This window comes from Aquipseudomonas guryensis (genome assembly GCF_014164785.1).
Classification (GTDB): Bacteria; Pseudomonadota; Gammaproteobacteria; order Pseudomonadales; family Pseudomonadaceae; genus Aquipseudomonas; species Aquipseudomonas guryensis.
Genome location: NZ_JACJFN010000002.1, coordinates 64,629 through 81,620, shown reverse-complemented (window position 1 = coordinate 81,620; position 16,992 = coordinate 64,629). Strand labels below are relative to the sequence as shown.

Genomic DNA, 16,992 nt, shown 5'->3' with positions numbered 1-16,992 from the left:
CTGGGCGGGACCGGAGTCCGCCGTTGTCACTCTTGTTCAGCAGCGACTCACGGCAAATCAACGAGTTAAGCTAACAATTCGCGCGAATGAACGGCCATCTACAGGCCGTCCGGAAAACTGCCGGAGGTTACCACAATAGGCGCCGCAGACCTACCCCGGTGGGCAGGCCTGGCAATGCTACGGACGAGCTGTCAGTGCAGGCGCTTTCGGCACATCAGTTGCGCCATTTTCGCCGCATCCGGCCGCTCGACTATGCCCTTTTCGGTGACGATCACATCAATCAGGTCGGCCGGGGTGACATCGAACACCGGGTTGTAGGCATCGACATTGGCGGCAATCCGCTGACCGCCGACATCCAGCAGTTCGCGACCGTCGCGTTCCTCGATGGGAATGTCCTCGCCATCCTCCAAACCCATGTCGATGGTCGAACTGGGCGCTACCACCATGAAGCGCACGCCGTGGTGCATGGCGCAGACGGCCAGCTGGTAGGTGCCGATCTTGTTGGCCACATCGCCATTGGCGGTAATGCGGTCGGCGCCGACTATGACCCAGGTGATGCCACGGGTCTTCATCAGGTGCGCCGCCGCGGAATCCACATTCAGGGTGACCGGCACGCCCTCACCTTCCAGTTCCCAGGCGGTCAGGCGCGAGCCCTGCAGCCAGGGCCGGGTTTCGTCGGCATACACGCGCTCGACCAGGCCATCCAGATAGGCGGCACGAATCACCCCCAGCGCGGTACCGAAGCCACCGGTGGCCAGGGCGCCGGTGTTGCAGTGGGTGAGAATATTCTGCGGACTGCCTTGATGCTTGCGGATCAGCTCCATGCCGAGCTGGGCCATGGTCAGATTGGCTTCGCGGTCGCTTTCCAGGATGCCGAGGGCTTCAGCCTCCAGCGCCAGCAGCGGATCTTCCCCAGCTTTCAGGCGTTGCAGGCGTTCACGCATGCGCTCCAGGGCCCAGAACAGGTTGACCGCCGTCGGCCGCGAGTCAGCCAACACGGTGAAATCCCCTTCCAGCTCCACCTGCCAATCCACATCACCCTCAGCGAGACGCGCCCGCGCACCCAGCACCAGGCCGAACGCTGCGGCGATACCGATGGCCGGCGCACCGCGCACCACCATCTGGCGAATAGCCTCGGCCACCCCGGCAGCGGAGTCATAGGCCAGCCAGGTTTCCTCACGCGGCAACAGACGCTGGTCGAGCAAGTGCAGCTTGCCATCTCGCCACTCAATGGCCTTTACCTTCTCAGCCGCCAGCAATTGCTCGCGCATGGCACACCCCACTTGCAGAAACGAAAAGCGGCGGATTATAGCGAGCCTCCGCCGGTATCGCTCAGTTATACTGCCGCCACCTTTTTATTTCCCGGATATCACGTCATGCCCGACCTGCGCGCGCCGCTCGACCTGCTGCTCCTGCCCACCTGGCTGGTGCCGGTCGAGCCTGCCGGTGTGGTGCTGCGCGAACACGGGCTGGGCATCCGCGATGGTCGTATTGCCCTGATCGCGCCACGCGCCGAGGCACTCAAGCATCCGGTCAGGGAAGTCCGCGAGCTGCCGGGCCATCTGCTCACTCCCGGCCTGATCAACGCCCACGGCCATGCGGCCATGACCCTGTTCCGCGGTCTGGCCGACGACCTGCCGTTGATGAGCTGGCTGCAGGACCATATCTGGCCGGCCGAAGCCAAGTGGGTCAATGAGGACTTCGTGCGCGACGGCACCGAACTGGCCATCGCCGAACAACTCAAGGGCGGCATCACCTGCTTCTCCGACATGTACTTCTTCCCGGAAGTGGCCAGCGAACTGGTGCACAAGAGTGGCATTCGCGCACAGATGACCATTCCCGTTCTGGACTTCCCCACCCCTGGCGCCCGCGACGCCGACGAGGCACTGCGCAAGGGCCTCAAGCTGTTCGACGAACTCAAGCTGCACCCACGGATCAAGATCGCCTTCGGCCCGCACGCGCCCTACTCGGTGAGCGACGACAAGCTGGAAAACGTGCGCATGCTGGCCGAGGAACTGGATGCCGGCATTCATATGCACGTGCACGAAACCGCCTTCGAGGTGCAGCAGAGCCTGGAGCTGCACGGCATGCGTCCACTGCAGCGCCTGGCCGGCCTCGGCCTGCTCGGCCCGCGCTTCCAGGCTGTGCACATGACCCAGATCAGCGACGAGGACATCGCCCTGCTGGTAGAAAGCAACAGCAGCGTGATCCACTGCCCGGAGTCCAACCTCAAGCTGGCCAGTGGCTTCTGCCCGGTGGAGAAGCTCTGGCAGGCCGGGGTCAACGTCGCCATCGGCACCGACGGCGCGGCCAGCAACAACAATCTCGACCTGCTCGGTGAAACCCGTACCGCGGCCCTGCTGGCCAAGGCCGTAGCCGGCAGCGCCACCGCCCTGGATGCCCACAGCGCCCTGCGCATGGCCACCCTCAATGGTGCCCGCGCCCTCGGCCTGGACGAGCAAACCGGCTCGCTGGAGCTGGGCAAGCTGGCCGACCTGGTCGCCTTCGACCTCTCCGGCCTGGCCCAGCAACCGGTCTACGATCCGGTGTCGCAACTGATCTATGCCGGCAGTCGCAGCTGCGTGCAGCACCTGTGGGTCGGCGGCAAACAACTGCTCGACCAGGGCCGCCTGACCCGCCTGGACGAAGACCACATCATCGCCAATGCCCGCGCCTGGGGCGCGCGCATTGCCGACAAGCATTCGATTTAAGGTTTTAAAGGACATCCCATGAGCAACGTCGACCACGCCGAAATCGCCAAGTTCGAAGCCCTCGCCCACCGCTGGTGGGACCGCGAGAGCGAGTTCAAGCCACTGCACGACATCAACCCGCTGCGCGTCAACTGGATCGACGAGCGCGTCGGCCTGGCAGGCAAGAAGGTGCTCGACGTCGGCTGCGGCGGCGGCATCCTTAGCGAATCCATGGCCCAGCGTGGCGCCACGGTGACCGGCATCGATATGGGCGAAGCGCCGCTGGCCGTGGCCCAGCTGCACCAGCTGGAGTCCGGGGTCAATGTCGAATACCGGCAGATCACCGCCGAAGCGCTGGCCGAAGAAATGCCCGGCCAGTTCGACGTGGTCACCTGCCTGGAGATGCTAGAGCACGTGCCGGACCCCTCCTCGGTGATCGGCGCCTGCTACCGCATGGTCAAGCCTGGCGGCCAGGTGTTCTTCTCCACCATCAACCGCAACCCCAAGGCCTACCTGTTCGCCGTGGTCGGCGCCGAATACATCCTGCGCCTGCTGCCACGCGGCACCCATGACTTCAAGAAGTTCATCCGCCCCTCCGAACTGGGCGCCTGGAGCCGCGCTGCCGGCCTGACCGTCAAAGACATCATCGGCCTGACCTACAACCCGCTGACCAAGCACTACAAACTGGCCAGCGATGTGGACGTCAACTACATGATCCAGACCCTGCGCGAGGAGTAAGGCGCATGCGTTTGCGAGCCGTACTCTTCGACATGGACGGAACCCTGCTGGACACCGCCCCGGACTTCATCGCCGTATGCCAGGCCATGCTCAAGGCGCGCGACCTGCCGGCGGTGGACGACCAGCTGATCCGCGACCAGATATCCGGCGGCGCCCGCGCCATGGTGGCCGCCACCTTCGCCATGGACATCCAGGCCGAGGGCTTCGAGGCCCTGCGCCTGGAGTTCCTCGAACGTTATCAGCAGCACTGCGCGGTGCTGAGCAAGCCGTTCGCCGGCATGGCCGAACTGCTCGCCGATATCGAGCAGGCCAAGCTGATTTGGGGCGTGGCGACCAACAAGCCGGTATGTTTCGCCGAACCGATCATGCAGCAACTGGGTCTGGCCGAGCGCTCGGCGGTACTGGTCTGCCCGGATCACGTCAGCCGCAGCAAACCGGACCCGGAAATGCTCCTGCTGGCCTGCCAGAAGATCGGCGTACAGCCCGGTGAAGTGCTGTTCGTCGGTGACGACGCGCGCGACATCGAAGCCGGCCGCGCAGCTGGCTGCAAGACCGCCGCGGTCACCTACGGCTACATCCACCCAGACGACAACCCCCGCCACTGGGGTGCCGACGTGGTAGTGGAGCATCCCCTGGAATTACGCGGCGTGCTCGATCGCGCCCTGTGCAGCTGCTGAACGCCCTATCAAGGCCCTCAGCCACATCTATTTAGAGAGACTTCCGCATGTTTGACTACCAAGCCCGCCCCGATCTGCTGCAAGGTCGAGTGATCCTGGTCACCGGCGCCGGCCGCGGCATCGGCGCCGCTGCCGCCAAGTCCTTCGCCGCCCATGGCGCCACCGTGTTGCTGCTGGGCAAGACCGAAGCCAACCTGACCGCGGTGTACGACGAGATCGAAGCCGCCGGCCACCCGCAACCGGCGGTAATCCCGTTCAACCTGGAAACCGCCCTACCGCACCAGTACGACGAACTGGCCGCGATGCTGGAAAGCGAGTTCGGCAAGATCGACGGCCTGCTGCACAACGCCGCCATCATCGGTCCACGCACACCGCTGGAGCAGCTGTCCGGCGACAACTTCATGCGCGTTATGCAGGTCAACGTGAATGCCATGTTCATGCTCACCAGCACGCTGCTGCCGCTGCTCAAGCTGTCGGATGATGCCTCCGTGCTGTTCACCTCCAGCAGTGTCGGCCGCAAGGGTCGCGCTTACTGGGGTGCCTATGCGGTCTCCAAATTCGCCACCGAAGGCCTGATGCAGACCCTGGCTGATGAAGTTGACGGCATCAGCAACGTGCGCGCCAACAGTATCAACCCGGGCGCCACCCGTACCAGCATGCGCGCCCAGGCCTACCCGGGGGAAAACCCGGCGAACAACCCGGAGCCAGACGCCATCATGCCGGTCTATCTGTACCTGATGGGCCCGGACAGCAAGGGCGTCAACGGCCAGGCATTCGACGCGCAATAACTCTGCAACAGCGCCGCCGGTTTTCCGGCGGCCGCTTTCCGTGAACGGCATCACATTGCCACCATCACCGCCAAACAACCGGCAATGCTTTGCCGCAAGAACGCAAAAAATCCAGCTAACCCAATGAAATAAAACAACTTTATTTAATTGGCATGGAATTCGCTCTAGCTCAGTCATCACAGCGCCCAGCGCCAGAGGTTGAGTTCCATGGCTCCGCACAATCAGTCCAACACCATCGATTTCGACGCCGCCAAGCTGCAGCGCCTCGGCTATGCCCGGGCGGCACAGCAGGTTCTGAAGCCGGTTAGCCTGGGGCAGCTGCGCCAGCAACTGGGCATGCAGCTGCAGACCTCGCTGGAAGTCGATCGCATCCTCGAACTGTTCTTCCGTGAAGTGCAGCGCCTGGTGCCGCTGGGCGCACTGAGCTATCAACTGGCTTCCTGCGATCTGCGCCTGGAACTGGGCGAACGCGCCAACCACTCGGCAGGCTACCGCCTCAGCCACGAAGGCGAATACCTGGGTGAACTGGTATTCCGCCGCAACCAGCGTTTCAGCGAAGACGAGCTGGGCCAGCTTGAGTCCCTGTTGGCCAGCCTGCTGTTCCCGCTGCGCAACGCCCTGCTCTACCGCGCCGCCCTGCAGACCGCCCTGCGTGACCCACTGACCGACACCGGCAACCGCATCGCCATGAACCAGGCCCTGCAACGCGAGATCGACCTGGCCCGACGCAACTTGCAGCCGCTGTCGGTGCTAATGCTGGACATCGACCACTTCAAGCGGATCAATGACACCCACGGCCACATCACCGGTGACGAAGTGCTCAAGGCCGTGGCCGGCGCGCTGAAAAACAGCCTGCGCAACATCGACATGGTGTTCCGCTACGGCGGCGAGGAGTTCATGGTGCTGCTCTCCAACACCAACCGCGAAGCCGCCGCCATGGTCGGCGAGCGCCTGCGCATGGCCATACTGGGACTGCAATACCTGGTGGAAAACCGTGCCATCGACCTGACCATCAGCATCGGCTGCGCCACCCTGCTGGCGGGCGAGTCAGTCGACAGCCTGCAACGCCGCGCCGACAACGCGCTGTATGTGTCCAAGCGCGAGGGGCGCAATCGCCTGTCCATGGCCGGCTGATCGTCGCGTAATAAAAAAGGGCTCCGTAGAGCCCTTTTTTATTTGCCTGGATTCAGCGCTTGCGCCCAAACCCCGGACGTTGCCCATCGCCACTTGGGCGCGGCTTGCGTGCCGGACGCTCGCTCGACTCGTTGGCCGGGCGCGGCGTGCGCTTCTTGTTCACGTCTGCCGGACGCTCGGCCACCGCCGAACCACGCCCACCTTCACGCCGCTCGCCGGAATCCTTACGCGGCGCACGTGGAGCGCGCGACTGCTCGCCACCTTCTTTACGCGGGGCGCGTGGAGCACGCTCAGCACCTTCGCCACGCGGTGCGCGGGCCGGACGCGGGGCATCGGCGCCGACACTGAGATCCAGCGACGGACGCAACACGCGCTTGGGCCGTTCGCCCTTGCCCAGCGGACGTGCCGACTTGCGCTGCAGGCGGTCGAGCTTGTCGCGCATCTTCTCTTTCATCGCCGGCAGCGCCACCGATTGCAGGCCGACTTCCTCGCTGAGGATGTCGATCTCGCGCTGGGTCAGTTCGCGCCAGCGGCCCATGGGCAGGTCGGAAGTCATGAACACCGGGCCGAAACGCACGCGTTTCAGGCGGCTGACCACCAGGCCCTGGGACTCCCACAGGCGGCGCACTTCGCGGTTGCGCCCTTCCATCACCACGCAGTGGTACCAGTGGTTGAAACCGTCGCCGCGCGGCGCTTCCTTGATATCGGTGAACTTGGCCGGGCCGTCTTCCAGCATCACGCCGGCCTTGAGCTGCTCGATCATCTCGTCGGTGACTTCGCCGCGCACACGCACCGCGTATTCGCGGTCCATCTCGTAGGAGGGGTGCATCAGGCGGTTGGCCAGCTCACCGTCGGTGGTGAACATCAGCAGGCCGGTGGTATTGATGTCGAGACGACCAATGTTGATCCAACGCCCTTCTTTCGGCCGCGGCAGGCGATCAAATACGGTGGGGCGACCTTCCGGGTCGTCACGGGTGCAGATCTCGCCTTCCGGCTTGTTGTAGATCAGCACGCGGCGCACGCTTTCCGCCATTTCTTCGCGTTTCAGCAGATGGCCGTCGACGCTGATGGCATCGTGCAGGTCGACGCGCGCACCGAGGGTGGCAATCACGCCATTGACCTTGACCCGGCCCTGGCTGATCCATTGTTCGATATCGCGACGGGAACCTTGGCCCATGCGGGCCAGGACTTTCTGCAGCTTCTCGCCGCTGGGGCGGACTTGTTCGCTGTCGACTTCGTGTTCACTCATGCTCGGCACCTCCCGGTGTATTCAGTGATGAGGACGACGCCCGCTCGAACCGAGCCAGCGCCAAAAGGGGTCGCGCATCATACGCGGATAGTTGGCAGGACGCACGGGCAGACTATAGACCGCCTAGCGGGATTTGCTCCGCCCCTTGGCCTTGAGCGCCTGCAGGCGCTGGGCGGACTCGGCCAGTACCGTGTGTCGCTCAGCCTTGTCGAGTTTCTTCCAGGCCTTGATCTCACGCTTGCTGCGCCCGCAACCGAGGCAGATTTCATCGGCGAACTTGCAGATATCGATGCAGGGATTCTTGCTCATGCCGGCAACCTGTGTGGGGAAGGCCCGGCCAGCATAAAGGCATGGATCACAGCGGCAGGATTGAACGTCTCAATCCTGCCGGTGGAGTATTTCAATGCAGGGAATCCTTGCCTTCCAGGTCGACCAGCGACTCGTCGGCAGTCTCGGATTCAGCTTCGATCTCATCGTCCAGGGCCAGATCGTCGAAGTCGGTCTTCAACCCCTGCTCCATCGTATCCAGCTCGGCCAGCAGACTGCGGAAGCTGGTTTCGTCGCGCGGCTCGGCAGCCTCTTCTTCGCCGGCGGCATCGGCGCGGGCCTGCAGGCCGGCCGGCACCGGCAGGTCGTCGTCCAGCGCCAGCATCGGCTCGGGCTCCAGCTCGCGCAGCTCGGCCAGGGTCGGCAACTCGTCGAGGTTCTTCAGGTTGAAGTGATCAAGGAACTGCCGAGTGGTGGCAAGCATCGCCGGCTTGCCGGGTACGTCGCGATGGCCGACCACGCGGATCCACTCACGCTCCAGCAGGGTCTTGACGATCTGGCTGTTGACCGCCACACCACGGATATCCTCGATCTCGCCACGGGTGATCGGCTGGCGGTAGGCGATCAGCGCCAGAGTTTCGAGCATGGCCCGCGAGTAGCGCTGCGGGCGTTCTTCCCACAGGCGGCCGACCCAGGGCGCGAACTTCTCGCGCACCTGCAGACGGTAGCCGGAAGCAACTTCCTTCAGCTCGAAGGCACGCCCCTGGCAGGAGGCGGCGAGAATGCTCAGGGCATCGCGGATGGTCGCCAGCTCCGGCCGCTCGGCTTCATCGAACAGCTCGCAGATGCGCTCCAGCGATTGCGGTTTGCCGGAGGCCAGGAGAAAGGCTTCCAGCAGGCTGGCCAGTTCTTTGGGATCGCTCAGGTTCATCTATTCGGCTCGGGCACGCACGTGGATGGGCGCAAAGGCTTCATTCTGCACAAGCTCAACCAATTGCTCCTTGATCAGTTCCAGCACCGCCATAAAGGTGACGACTACGCCGAGGCGCCCCTCCTCCAGCGCAAACAGCTCGACGAACGGCACGAAAGCGCCACCCTTGAGCCGCTCCAGCACCTCGCTCATGCGTTCGCGGGTGGACAGCACCTCGCGGGTGATCTGGTGGCTCTCGAACATGTCGCCACGCCGCAGCACTTCGGCCATGGACAGCAGCAGCTCTTCCAGGCTGACATCCGGCAACAGCTTGCGCGCCCTGGCCTCGGGGGCGTCGAGCTTGGGCACGGTGAGATCGCGACCGACCCGTGGCAACTCGTCCAGGCCTTCGGCGGCGGCCTTGTAGCGTTCGTATTCCTGCAGGCGGCGGATCAGTTCGGCGCGCGGATCGTCTTCCTCATCCTCGACTTCGCTGGAGCGCGGCAGCAGCATGCGCGACTTGATCTCGGCAAGCATGGCGGCCATCACCAGGTACTCGGCAGCCAGCTCCAGGCGTACCGACTGCATCAGCTCGACATAGCCCATGTACTGCTTGGTGATCTCGGCCACCGGGATATCGAGAATGTCGATGTTCTGTTTGCGGATCAGGTACAGCAGCAGGTCGAGCGGGCCTTCAAAGGCTTCGAGGAAGACTTCCAGGGCATCCGGCGGGATATACAGGTCGAGCGGCAGCTCGGTAACGGCCTGACCGTAGACCAAGGCGAAGGGCAGCTCCTGCTGGGCGCCCGCCTGTACATCCAGGGTTTCGCTCACGCCTCGTCACCCTGAAACGGCGTGGGGTCGCCACAACCGACACGCAGCACCTCGGGCTCGCCATCGGCCAGGTTGACCACGGTGGAGGCCTCCAGGCCGCCGTAACCGCCATCGATGATCAGGTCGACATGGTGTTCGAGCACCTGGCGCATCTCGTAGGGATCGCTCATCGGCAACTCTTCGCCAGGTAGGATCAGGCTCACGCTCATCAGCGGCTCGCCCAGTTGCTCGGCCAGCGCCTGGGCGATCGGGTGACCCGGTACGCGCAGGCCGATGGTACGGCGTTTGGGATGCAGGAGCATGCGCGGCACTTCACGGGTGGCATTCAGGATAAAGGTGTAAGGCCCCGGGGTATGTGCCTTGAGCACGCGGAAGGCGGCGGTATCGACCTTGGCGAACAGGCCGATCTGCGACAGATCGCTGCATACCAGGGTGAAGTTGTGCTTGTCGTCCAGCTGGCGCAGGCGGCGGATGCGCTCGACCGGGCCCTTGTCGCCGATCAGGCAACCAATCGCGTAGGACGAATCGGTCGGATAGACCACCACGCCACCACCGCGGATGATCTCCACGGCCTGTTTGATCAGGCGCGCCTGGGGGTTTTCCGGGTGCACCTGGAAAAACTGACTCATAACCTCTCCCTGTTCAGAGGGCAGCAATATTCGGGCTGTGGACATCGTTGAAGCGCTCCCACAAAGGTGGCAGGTCTTCGGGTAACGGACGGTACATGCCCAACTCCGACCAGTCGCCCGGTGCATGGAAATCGCTGCCGACGCTGGCCAGCATGCCGAATTCGCGCGCCAGAATGGCCAGCCCGCCGACCTGCTCGGCCGGTTGCAAGCCATTGACCACTTCCAGCGCATGACCGCCGGCGGCGATGAAATCGGCGACCAGACGGCGCCGCTTGCTACGGGTGAAATCATACTGCCAGGGGTGCGCCAGGCTGATCCAGGCACGCGCCTCACGCAAAGTGCCGACCGCCTGTTCCAGGGTCGGCCAATGCTGTTTCACATCGCCCAGCTTGCCTGAGCCGAGCCACTTGCGGAACGCCTCGGCGTGGTCGCGCACATGCCCGGCGCGCACCAGAAACTCGGCGAAGTGCGGCCGCGCCGGCGCGTTACCGCTATCGCCCAGAGCCTGTTGCACGGCACGCGCGCCGTCCAGCGCACCGGGCATGCCCTTGGCTTCCAGACGCCGGGAAATTTCCTCGGCGCGCAGCCAGCGACCCTGGTGCAGTTCGCCGATGGCCTGCTGCAGCGCCGGGGCGTCGGCGGCAAAGGCGTAGCCCAATACATGAATAGTAGCGCCGCCCCAAGTACAGGACAGTTCGATGCCGTTGACCAGTTGCATGCCCAGCTCGGCAGCGGTCTGGCGTGCCTCGTCGAGACCCTCAAGGGTGTCGTGATCGGTCAGCGCCAGCATCTGCACACCCCGCTCATGGGCGCGCGCAACCACCACGGACGGGGCAAGAACGCCGTCCGACGCGGTACTGTGGCAGTGCAGATCTACTTTCATGGGGCCGCTTTCAGGGTCAATGATGTTTGTTATTATGCCGCCACATCCCGCTTCTGGCTGCCGCCGTGAAACAATTCATCGATTTCATCCCGCTTATCCTGTTTTTCATCGTTTACAAACTCGACCCACGCACCATCGACCTGGCCGGTCAAAGCTTCGAGCTGGGCGGTATCTTCAGCGCCACCGCGGTGCTGATTGCCAGCTCGGTACTGGTCTACGGCACCCTGCTGGTGGTGCAACGCAAGCTGGAGAAGGGCCAGTGGCTGACCCTGGTCGCCTGCCTGCTGTTCGGCGGCATGACCCTGGCCTTCCACAGCGAAACCTTCCTCAAGTGGAAAGCCCCGGTGGTCAACTGGCTGTTCGCCGCCGGTTTTGCCGCCAGCCACTTCATCGGTAACAAGGTGCTGATCCAGCGCATGATGGGTCACGCCGTGAGCCTGCCGCAGCCGATCTGGATCCGCCTGAACATCGCCTGGATCGCCTTCTTCATCTTCAGCGGCTGCGCCAACCTGTTCGTCGCCTTCACCTTCCACGACATCTGGGTCGACTTCAAAGTCTTCGGCAGCCTGGGCATGACCGTGCTGTTCCTGGTCGCCCAGGGCGTCTACCTGGCGCGCCACATGCATGACGAAGCCCCCCAGCAAAGTAAGGACTGACATGCTCTACGCCATCATCGCCAGCGACGTAGCCAACTCCTTGGAACAGCGCCTGGCCGCTCGCCCTGCCCACCTGGCCCGCCTGGAGCAGCTGAAAAGCGAAGGCCGTCTGGTACTGGCCGGCCCGCATCCGGCGGTGGACAGCGTTGACCCAGGCCCGGCCGGCTTCTCCGGCAGCCTGATCGTCGCCGAGTTCGAATCCCTGGTCGCCGCACAGAACTGGGCGGATGCCGACCCTTATCGCGCGGCCGGCGTGTACGCCAGCGTGCTGGTAAAGCCCTTCAAGCTGGTCTTGCCTTGAGAACACGCTCTGATCCACCCGCAAGTCATCGCCACGCATAACCCATAACAACAAACGGGAAACTGGAGTTCCTCATGCGCACAGGTCCGCTGTCATTGCTTCTCACTATATTGCTGTTCGCGCCCTTGCTGGCCGCCGAAGAAGTGCCCGCAGCACCGGCCAGTGCCACCAGCAGCGCGGCGCCTACGACCAGCAGCAGCGACAGCACGGCAACTGCGCCGCAAGCGACTCTGGCAGAAAGCCCCGCAAGCGATAGCACCGCAGCAACGGATGGCGAGCGCGACAGCGCCCTGCTCAGCCGTCTGCGTCAGGAAAACCAGCGCCTCAAGCTGAAGCTCAAGGAAGCCCAGGCACAACGGCCGGACCAGCTGCTCAGCGAACAGCAGATGTGGTTCGCGGTCGGCGCCGGTACCGCCTTGCTGGCCTTTATCGTCGGTCGCCTGAGTGGCGGACGGCGTAACAAACGCCAAAGCCAGTGGGTCTGAAGCACAGCCCATGAACGAACTGCTGCTGATCGACGACGACCAGGAACTCTGCGAACTGCTGGCCAGCTGGCTGCAGCAGGAGGGATTCCAGGTGCGCGCCAGCCATGACGGCAACAGTGCCCGACTGGCTCTGGCGCAAACCACGCCGGCCGCAGTGATCCTCGATGTGATGCTGCCCGACGGCAGCGGCCTGGAACTGCTCAAGCAACTGCGCAGCGAGCACCCGGAGCTGCCGGTACTGATGCTCTCGGCGCGCGGCGAGCCGCTGGATCGCATCCTCGGCCTGGAGCTGGGTGCCGATGACTATCTGGCAAAGCCCTGCGACCCGCGCGAACTCACCGCCCGCCTGCGCGCCGTGCTGCGCCGCAGCGCCCCGGTGGCGAGCAGTTCACGCCTGGAACTGGGCGATCTCAGCTACAGCCCGGTCCGCGGCGCAGCCAGCATCGGCGAACAGGAAATCAGCCTGACCCTTTCGGAAAGCCGCGTACTCGAAGCCCTGCTGCAACAGCCAGGGGAGCCGGTGGACAAACAGACCCTGGCGCAGCTAGCCCTGGGTCGCAAGCTGACCCTGTATGACCGCAGCCTGGACATGCATGTCAGCAACCTACGCAAAAAGCTCGGCCCGCATGCCGATGGTCGCCCGCGCATCGTTGCCCTGCGTAGCCGCGGCTATTACTACAGCGCCTAACCCTGACAGCCCGTCTTTACCCAGCCTTTACCCTTGCCTGACTGCGCTTGACCTTGCCGCCCCTAGACTGGGCTCATCCGGTAATCCACCGGCATCGAGACAAGGAGACACACCATGCGCAAGACTCTGATCGCCCTACTGCTGGCTAGCGCCCTGCCAACCCTGGCCCTGGCCATGCCCGAAGGCGCCCCCCGTGAGCACAAGCACTGCGGCCAAAACGACATGCGTGACGAACACCGTGGTCCGGGCATGCGAATGTTCAAGGACCTCGACCTCAGCGCCGAACAGCGCGAGCAAATGAGCAAGCTGATGCGCGAGCGCAAGAACAGCCCGCAGCAGATCACCCAGAAGTACCTGGACAAGCTGTCGGAAACCGACAAGCAAGCCATGCACAAAGAACTGGAAAACTCGCGCCTGGAGCACGACAAGGCCATCCGCGCCATCCTCACCCCGGAGCAACAGAAGACCTTCGACTCGCACAAGGTGGAAATGGACAAGCGCCGCGCCGAGCGCGAAGAATTCGAAGCCTGGAAAGCCGAGAAAGACAGTAAGGCCGAGTAACGGGTCGGCAGCATGCTGCCGCGACCGGCCAAACCCTACCGCCCGACCTGCCCACGGCAGGCCGGGCCTTTTGCTTGAGGAAAGCCTGTGTCTTCAATGTTCTGGCGCATCTTTGCCAGCTTCTGGCTGGCCATCGTCCTGGTTGCCGGGCTCTCCATCCTGCTCGGCCGGGCCCTCAATCAGGACAGCTGGATCATCAGCCAGCACCCGGCCCTGGACAATCTGCCCGAGCGCTGGAGCCAGCGTTTCGAAGAGCAGGGCCGGCAAGCCGCGCAAGACTTTCTCGAGCAGCGCAAGCGGCGCTTCCACATCGACATCCAGGTACTCGACGAGAATGGCGAGCCTCTGGTCCGCGGCACCTTCCCGCCCCGTGCCGCCGCCTTCGAGGCCCGTCAGCACAATGAACGACGCCTGCCCTGGCGACGCCTGACGGCCGAATACACCAGCCCGAGCAGCGGCAATACCTACCTGTTCATATACCGCATCCCGCATCCCGAGCTGGAAGCCTGGCACCGCGGCAGCCTACTCTTGCCCCTCAGCGCGCTGGGCATCGCCCTGGTGGTGCTGAGCGGGCTCAGCCTGCTGCTGACCCTGTCCATTACCCGCCCACTCGGGCGCCTGCGCAGTGCGGTGCACGACCTCGGTCAGACCGTCTATCAGCAGCACAGCCTGGCGCGCCTGGCCGGTCGGCGCGACGAGTTCGGCGTGTTGGCACGCGACTTCAACCGCATGGGGGCCCGCCTGCAAGGGCTGATCGGCAGCCAGCGCCAACTGCTGCGGGACGTCTCCCACGAATTGCGCTCGCCGCTGGCGCGCCTGCGTATCGCCCTGGCCCTGGCCGAACGGGCCGAACCGGCAGAGCGGGACACACTCTGGCCGCGCCTTACCAAGGAGTGCGACCGCCTGGAAGACCTGATCAGCGAAATCCTCGCTCTCGCCCGCCTGGATGCCGAGCCAGGCACCGCACAAGCGATCGACCTGGGCAAGCTGCTCGACGCACTCAAGGACGACGCACGCCTGAGCGCTCCCGAGCAACAGGTGCAGATCCACATGGACAGCCGTCCGCTACCGTTGCTGGGCTGGCCGGACATGCTCGAACGGGCACTGGACAACCTGCTGCGCAATGCCCTGCGTTTCAATCCGGCCGGGCAGCCGATCGAGATCAGCGTGCAGCGCCAGACGCAGCAGTTGCAGATCAGCATGCGCGATCACGGCCCTGGAGTTCCTGCGGAGTTACTGGACAAGCTCGGCGAACCCTTCTTCCGCGCGCCCGGCCAGAGCGCCGCCGGTCACGGCCTGGGCCTGGCCATCGCGCGGCGAGCAGCGGAACGGCATGGCGGGCAGTTGACACTGGCCAATCATGCGCAAGGTGGCTTCATCGCCACCCTGGTGTTGCCGTTGGCGGCGCAACCGGCATAGGCCTGAGCGGCGCGGCCCCAAGCCTGCGCCGAGGCACGAGCCATCCCGCCAACTCACTCGGCCCGAGCAGCGGCTGCCCCCACGTATCTGGCAGGGGGCGGTGCTTCAGGTTTAGAGTGCTGGCATTCAGGAATGCCGCCCATCTTGCCGGGGCACAACACACAGGGAAGCGCATGCCGTCACTTACCCGCGACCAAGCCCAGCACCGCGCCGACGATATCCAGGCGTTCTACCGCGAGGTGCAACGCCTGCACGAAGAGCAGGCGCTGAGGCTCGGCAACGAGCAACTGCAGCACCTGCAACTGCATCATCAGGACTTGCTGGCGCAGTACCGCAGGCGTTTCGACATTGACCACACCCAGCAGAGCAAGCGCCTTTCGCTGAGCATGCGCATCGTCTCGCTGCTCGGCGCCCTGGCCCTGGTGGCCAGCCTGCTGTTTTTCTTCTACCAGTTCTGGGGCCTGTTCAGCGAAGCGGTGCAGGTCGCCATCCTGATCGGTTTCTCCCTCGCCAGCCTGCTGCTGACCTTCGTCATCCGCCAGCGCGACCCGTCAGGCTATTTCAGCAAGCTGGCCGCCCTGCTCGCCTTCGCCTGCTTCGTGCTGAACATCAGCCTGCTCGGGCAGATCTTCAATATCACCCCTTCGGACAAGGCCCTGCTGCCCTGGGCCGCCCTTGCTCTGCTGCTGGCCTACAGCTGCAACGCGCGCTTGCTGCTAATCGCCGGCCTGGCCTGCGTGCTGGCCTACAGCGCCACGTTGCTGTGCAGCTGGGGCGGCTTTTACTGGCTGGAAGCGGGTGAGCGTCCGGAAAACTTCCTGCCCTGCGCCGTGCTGTTCATCCTGCTGCCGCAATGGATCAACCAGGCGCGCTTCAGCGGCTTTGCCGCCACCTACCGGGTCATGGGCTTGCTGGCCCTGTTCGTGCCCATGCTGGTGCTGGCCAACTGGGGGCATGGCAGCTACCTGCCGTTTTCCGCCGACAGCATCGAAGTCGGCTACCAACTGCTCGGCTTTGTCGCCGCGGCCCTGGCCATCTGGCTTGGCACGCGCCGTGATTGGATAGAGGTGGCGCTGACCGGCCAGCTGTTCTTCATTCTGTTCCTCGGCATCAAGATGGTCGACTGGTGGTGGGACGTGCTGCCCAAGTACCTGTTCTTCCTCCTGCTCGGCCTGATGGCCGTGCTCAGCCTGCTGGTGCTCGGGCGCTTGCGCCGCAGCCACAAGGAGGCAGACGCATGATCACGCTCACCAACCGCCACGCCCTGCTGGCCGGCCTCGCCCTGGTTCTCCTGACCAATACCGTGGCGCTGACAGGCGTCTGGTACAACCGCCAGGGCCAGCCAGACAGCAGCCTGCTGCTCTCCGAACGTGAACTGCAGCGCGACCACGAGGGACCGCGCCGGGAGAACAGCGGCCTGGCCCTGCGTATGGACTGGCGCAGCCCGCGCCCGGTCGATGCCAACAACCGCTACGAACGCCAGCCCCTGCAACAGGAACAACTGTTGGCCCTGGGCTTCGCGCCGCTCGACGAACAGCATCCGGGCTATTACCAGCGCTACGACAAGCGCCAGGTACTGGTGGTGCTGGAGTTTGATGGCCCCGCCTACCAGGCCGAGCTACAGCGTGCGGTCGCCGAGCTGCAGCAGGCCAGTGAGCGGCTGAGCAAGCTGCCACAGGATAAAGAGCTGCAAGCCGCGGAGAAATCGGCACGCGAATATCTGGAAAACGAACGTCAGCGCGACAGCCGCCTGTTCGCCGTCGATGTCGGCCTGGATGCTGTCAGCCTGCGCCAGCGCTATGCTGATCGCAGCCGCTACGCCCTGGTACCCGGCACGGTCAGCGTCTGGTGCGATTGCAGTGGCAACGTGCGTCGTCTGACCGGACAGATCAACCAGCTGCACGGCAGCAGTATCAATGTGCCGCATAGCTGGCGCAGCGCGCTGGCCAAACACCTACCCGCCGCTTATTCGCGCGGCGAGCGTCCAGCCTTTCAGGCCCAGGTCAATTTCGGTCAGCGCCTTGAGCCCTGGATCGAGACAGTTACCGGGCTGCACGACTAGGCTCAGAACCTGTTTACGATC

Annotated in this window: 20 protein-coding genes; 13 read left to right on the top strand and 7 right to left on the bottom strand. The window is 64.3% G+C overall.

The annotated features are described in order from the left end of the window. Nucleotides 1–191 precede the first annotated feature (191 nt). Entirely contained in the window at nucleotides 192–1,271 is a 1,080-nt protein-coding gene (gene mtnA / locus H3H45_RS08050; RefSeq protein WP_182833234.1) for an S-methyl-5-thioribose-1-phosphate isomerase, read from the bottom strand. Nucleotides 1,272–1,376: 105 nt separating this feature from the next. On the opposite strand from mtnA, the gene H3H45_RS08045 reads away from it, so the two are divergent. From H3H45_RS08045 to H3H45_RS08025, 5 genes are all read left to right on the top strand, one after another. Beyond that, nucleotides 1,377–2,711, top strand: a complete 1,335-nt coding sequence (locus H3H45_RS08045; RefSeq protein WP_182833233.1) for a TRZ/ATZ family hydrolase — start codon at nucleotides 1,377–1,379, stop codon at nucleotides 2,709–2,711. Nucleotides 2,712–2,729: 18 nt separating this feature from the next. Next, entirely contained in the window at nucleotides 2,730–3,428 is a 699-nt protein-coding gene (ubiG, locus tag H3H45_RS08040; RefSeq protein ID WP_182833232.1) for a bifunctional 2-polyprenyl-6-hydroxyphenol methylase/3-demethylubiquinol 3-O-methyltransferase UbiG, read from the top strand. A 5-nt stretch (nucleotides 3,429–3,433) separates the two neighbouring features. Further along, on the top strand, nucleotides 3,434–4,105 hold the full coding sequence (gene mupP, locus H3H45_RS08035) for an N-acetylmuramic acid 6-phosphate phosphatase MupP (RefSeq protein WP_182833231.1): 672 nt from the start codon (nucleotides 3,434–3,436) through the stop codon (nucleotides 4,103–4,105). A 47-nt stretch (nucleotides 4,106–4,152) separates the two neighbouring features. Then, a complete protein-coding gene (locus H3H45_RS08030) occupies nucleotides 4,153–4,893 on the top strand; it encodes a YciK family oxidoreductase (RefSeq protein ID WP_182833230.1) in 741 nt (246 codons plus the stop codon). Between the two features lie 207 nt (nucleotides 4,894–5,100). Then, the gene (locus tag H3H45_RS08025) at nucleotides 5,101–6,027 is read left to right on the top strand and encodes a GGDEF domain-containing protein (RefSeq protein WP_182833229.1); all 927 of its coding nucleotides are present in this window, start codon (nucleotides 5,101–5,103) and stop codon (nucleotides 6,025–6,027) included. Nucleotides 6,028–6,079: 52 nt separating this feature from the next. Here H3H45_RS08025 and rluB read toward each other — a convergent pair whose 3' ends face one another. The 6 genes from rluB to H3H45_RS07995 form a co-directional block, all read right to left on the bottom strand. Next, nucleotides 6,080–7,276: a 23S rRNA pseudouridine(2605) synthase RluB gene (gene rluB, locus H3H45_RS08020; protein ID WP_182833228.1), complete on the bottom strand. Its 1,197-nt coding sequence runs from the start codon at nucleotides 7,274–7,276 to the stop codon at nucleotides 6,080–6,082. Between the two features lie 123 nt (nucleotides 7,277–7,399). Further along, nucleotides 7,400–7,585, bottom strand: a complete 186-nt coding sequence (locus H3H45_RS08015; protein WP_182833227.1) for a DUF1289 domain-containing protein — start codon at nucleotides 7,583–7,585, stop codon at nucleotides 7,400–7,402. 91 nt (nucleotides 7,586–7,676) lie between these two features. Continuing rightward, complete coding sequence (gene scpB / locus H3H45_RS08010) at nucleotides 7,677–8,474, bottom strand: SMC-Scp complex subunit ScpB (RefSeq protein WP_182833226.1); 798 nt, start codon at nucleotides 8,472–8,474, stop codon at nucleotides 7,677–7,679. Further along, the gene (locus H3H45_RS08005; protein ID WP_407926684.1) at nucleotides 8,475–9,287 is read right to left on the bottom strand and encodes a segregation and condensation protein A; all 813 of its coding nucleotides are present in this window, start codon (nucleotides 9,285–9,287) and stop codon (nucleotides 8,475–8,477) included. Next, nucleotides 9,284–9,916 (bottom strand): L-threonylcarbamoyladenylate synthase, encoded by a 633-nt coding sequence (locus H3H45_RS08000; protein WP_182833225.1) that lies wholly within the window; start codon nucleotides 9,914–9,916, stop codon nucleotides 9,284–9,286. The genes H3H45_RS08005 and H3H45_RS08000 overlap by 4 nt, the downstream gene beginning before the upstream one ends. 13 nt (nucleotides 9,917–9,929) lie before the next feature. Next, nucleotides 9,930–10,799 (bottom strand): PHP domain-containing protein, encoded by an 870-nt coding sequence (locus H3H45_RS07995; protein WP_182833224.1) that lies wholly within the window; start codon nucleotides 10,797–10,799, stop codon nucleotides 9,930–9,932. Nucleotides 10,800–10,864: 65 nt separating this feature from the next. Here H3H45_RS07995 and H3H45_RS07990 point away from each other — a divergent pair, with 65 nt between their 5' ends. The 8 genes from H3H45_RS07990 to H3H45_RS07955 all read left to right on the top strand — a co-directional run bounded on the left by H3H45_RS07990 (nucleotide 10,865) and on the right by H3H45_RS07955 (nucleotide 16,971). Beyond that, the gene (locus H3H45_RS07990; protein WP_182833223.1) at nucleotides 10,865–11,455 is read left to right on the top strand and encodes a septation protein A; all 591 of its coding nucleotides are present in this window, start codon (nucleotides 10,865–10,867) and stop codon (nucleotides 11,453–11,455) included. Nucleotide 11,456: 1 nt separating this feature from the next. After that, nucleotides 11,457–11,756 (top strand): YciI family protein, encoded by a 300-nt coding sequence (locus H3H45_RS07985; protein ID WP_182833222.1) that lies wholly within the window; start codon nucleotides 11,457–11,459, stop codon nucleotides 11,754–11,756. A 74-nt stretch (nucleotides 11,757–11,830) separates the two neighbouring features. Further along, nucleotides 11,831–12,241, top strand: coding sequence for a hypothetical protein (locus tag H3H45_RS07980; RefSeq protein ID WP_182833221.1), 411 nt, complete (start codon nucleotides 11,831–11,833; stop codon nucleotides 12,239–12,241). A gap of 10 nt (nucleotides 12,242–12,251) precedes the next feature. Continuing rightward, complete coding sequence (locus H3H45_RS07975; RefSeq protein ID WP_182833220.1) at nucleotides 12,252–12,929, top strand: response regulator transcription factor; 678 nt, start codon at nucleotides 12,252–12,254, stop codon at nucleotides 12,927–12,929. Between the two features lie 114 nt (nucleotides 12,930–13,043). Continuing rightward, nucleotides 13,044–13,490 (top strand): Spy/CpxP family protein refolding chaperone, encoded by a 447-nt coding sequence (locus tag H3H45_RS07970; protein ID WP_182833219.1) that lies wholly within the window; start codon nucleotides 13,044–13,046, stop codon nucleotides 13,488–13,490. An 87-nt stretch (nucleotides 13,491–13,577) separates the two neighbouring features. Further along, nucleotides 13,578–14,909 carry a sensor histidine kinase gene (locus H3H45_RS07965; RefSeq protein ID WP_182833218.1) on the top strand — a complete coding sequence of 444 codons (1,332 nt, stop codon included), beginning with the start codon at nucleotides 13,578–13,580 and terminating at the stop codon, nucleotides 14,907–14,909. A gap of 173 nt (nucleotides 14,910–15,082) precedes the next feature. Next, nucleotides 15,083–16,150: a DUF2157 domain-containing protein gene (locus tag H3H45_RS07960; protein ID WP_182833217.1), complete on the top strand. Its 1,068-nt coding sequence runs from the start codon at nucleotides 15,083–15,085 to the stop codon at nucleotides 16,148–16,150. Next, on the top strand, nucleotides 16,147–16,971 hold the full coding sequence (locus H3H45_RS07955; RefSeq protein WP_182833216.1) for a DUF4824 family protein: 825 nt from the start codon (nucleotides 16,147–16,149) through the stop codon (nucleotides 16,969–16,971). Before H3H45_RS07960 ends, H3H45_RS07955 begins: the two co-directional genes overlap by 4 nt. Nucleotides 16,972–16,992 lie beyond the last annotated feature (21 nt).

Bases quoted from the DNA above. Each gene is read 5' to 3' on its own strand.
- mtnA (WP_182833234.1), bottom strand. From the start codon at position 1,271: ATGCGCGAGCAATTGCTGGCGGCTGAGAAGGTAAAGGCCATTGAGTGG.
- H3H45_RS08045 (WP_182833233.1), top strand. From the start codon at position 1,377: ATGCCCGACCTGCGCGCGCCGCTCGACCTGCTGCTCCTGCCCACCTGG.
- ubiG (WP_182833232.1), top strand. From the start codon at position 2,730: ATGAGCAACGTCGACCACGCCGAAATCGCCAAGTTCGAAGCCCTCGCC.
- mupP (WP_182833231.1), top strand. From the start codon at position 3,434: ATGCGTTTGCGAGCCGTACTCTTCGACATGGACGGAACCCTGCTGGAC.
- H3H45_RS08030 (WP_182833230.1), top strand. From the start codon at position 4,153: ATGTTTGACTACCAAGCCCGCCCCGATCTGCTGCAAGGTCGAGTGATC.
- H3H45_RS08025 (WP_182833229.1), top strand. From the start codon at position 5,101: ATGGCTCCGCACAATCAGTCCAACACCATCGATTTCGACGCCGCCAAG.
- rluB (WP_182833228.1), bottom strand. From the start codon at position 7,276: ATGAGTGAACACGAAGTCGACAGCGAACAAGTCCGCCCCAGCGGCGAG.
- H3H45_RS08015 (WP_182833227.1), bottom strand. From the start codon at position 7,585: ATGAGCAAGAATCCCTGCATCGATATCTGCAAGTTCGCCGATGAAATC.
- scpB (WP_182833226.1), bottom strand. From the start codon at position 8,474: ATGAACCTGAGCGATCCCAAAGAACTGGCCAGCCTGCTGGAAGCCTTT.
- H3H45_RS08000 (WP_182833225.1), bottom strand. From the start codon at position 9,916: ATGAGTCAGTTTTTCCAGGTGCACCCGGAAAACCCCCAGGCGCGCCTG.
- H3H45_RS07995 (WP_182833224.1), bottom strand. From the start codon at position 10,799: ATGAAAGTAGATCTGCACTGCCACAGTACCGCGTCGGACGGCGTTCTT.
- H3H45_RS07985 (WP_182833222.1), top strand. From the start codon at position 11,457: ATGCTCTACGCCATCATCGCCAGCGACGTAGCCAACTCCTTGGAACAG.
- H3H45_RS07980 (WP_182833221.1), top strand. From the start codon at position 11,831: ATGCGCACAGGTCCGCTGTCATTGCTTCTCACTATATTGCTGTTCGCG.
- H3H45_RS07975 (WP_182833220.1), top strand. From the start codon at position 12,252: ATGAACGAACTGCTGCTGATCGACGACGACCAGGAACTCTGCGAACTG.
- H3H45_RS07970 (WP_182833219.1), top strand. From the start codon at position 13,044: ATGCGCAAGACTCTGATCGCCCTACTGCTGGCTAGCGCCCTGCCAACC.
- H3H45_RS07960 (WP_182833217.1), top strand. From the start codon at position 15,083: ATGCCGTCACTTACCCGCGACCAAGCCCAGCACCGCGCCGACGATATC.
- H3H45_RS07955 (WP_182833216.1), top strand. From the start codon at position 16,147: ATGATCACGCTCACCAACCGCCACGCCCTGCTGGCCGGCCTCGCCCTG.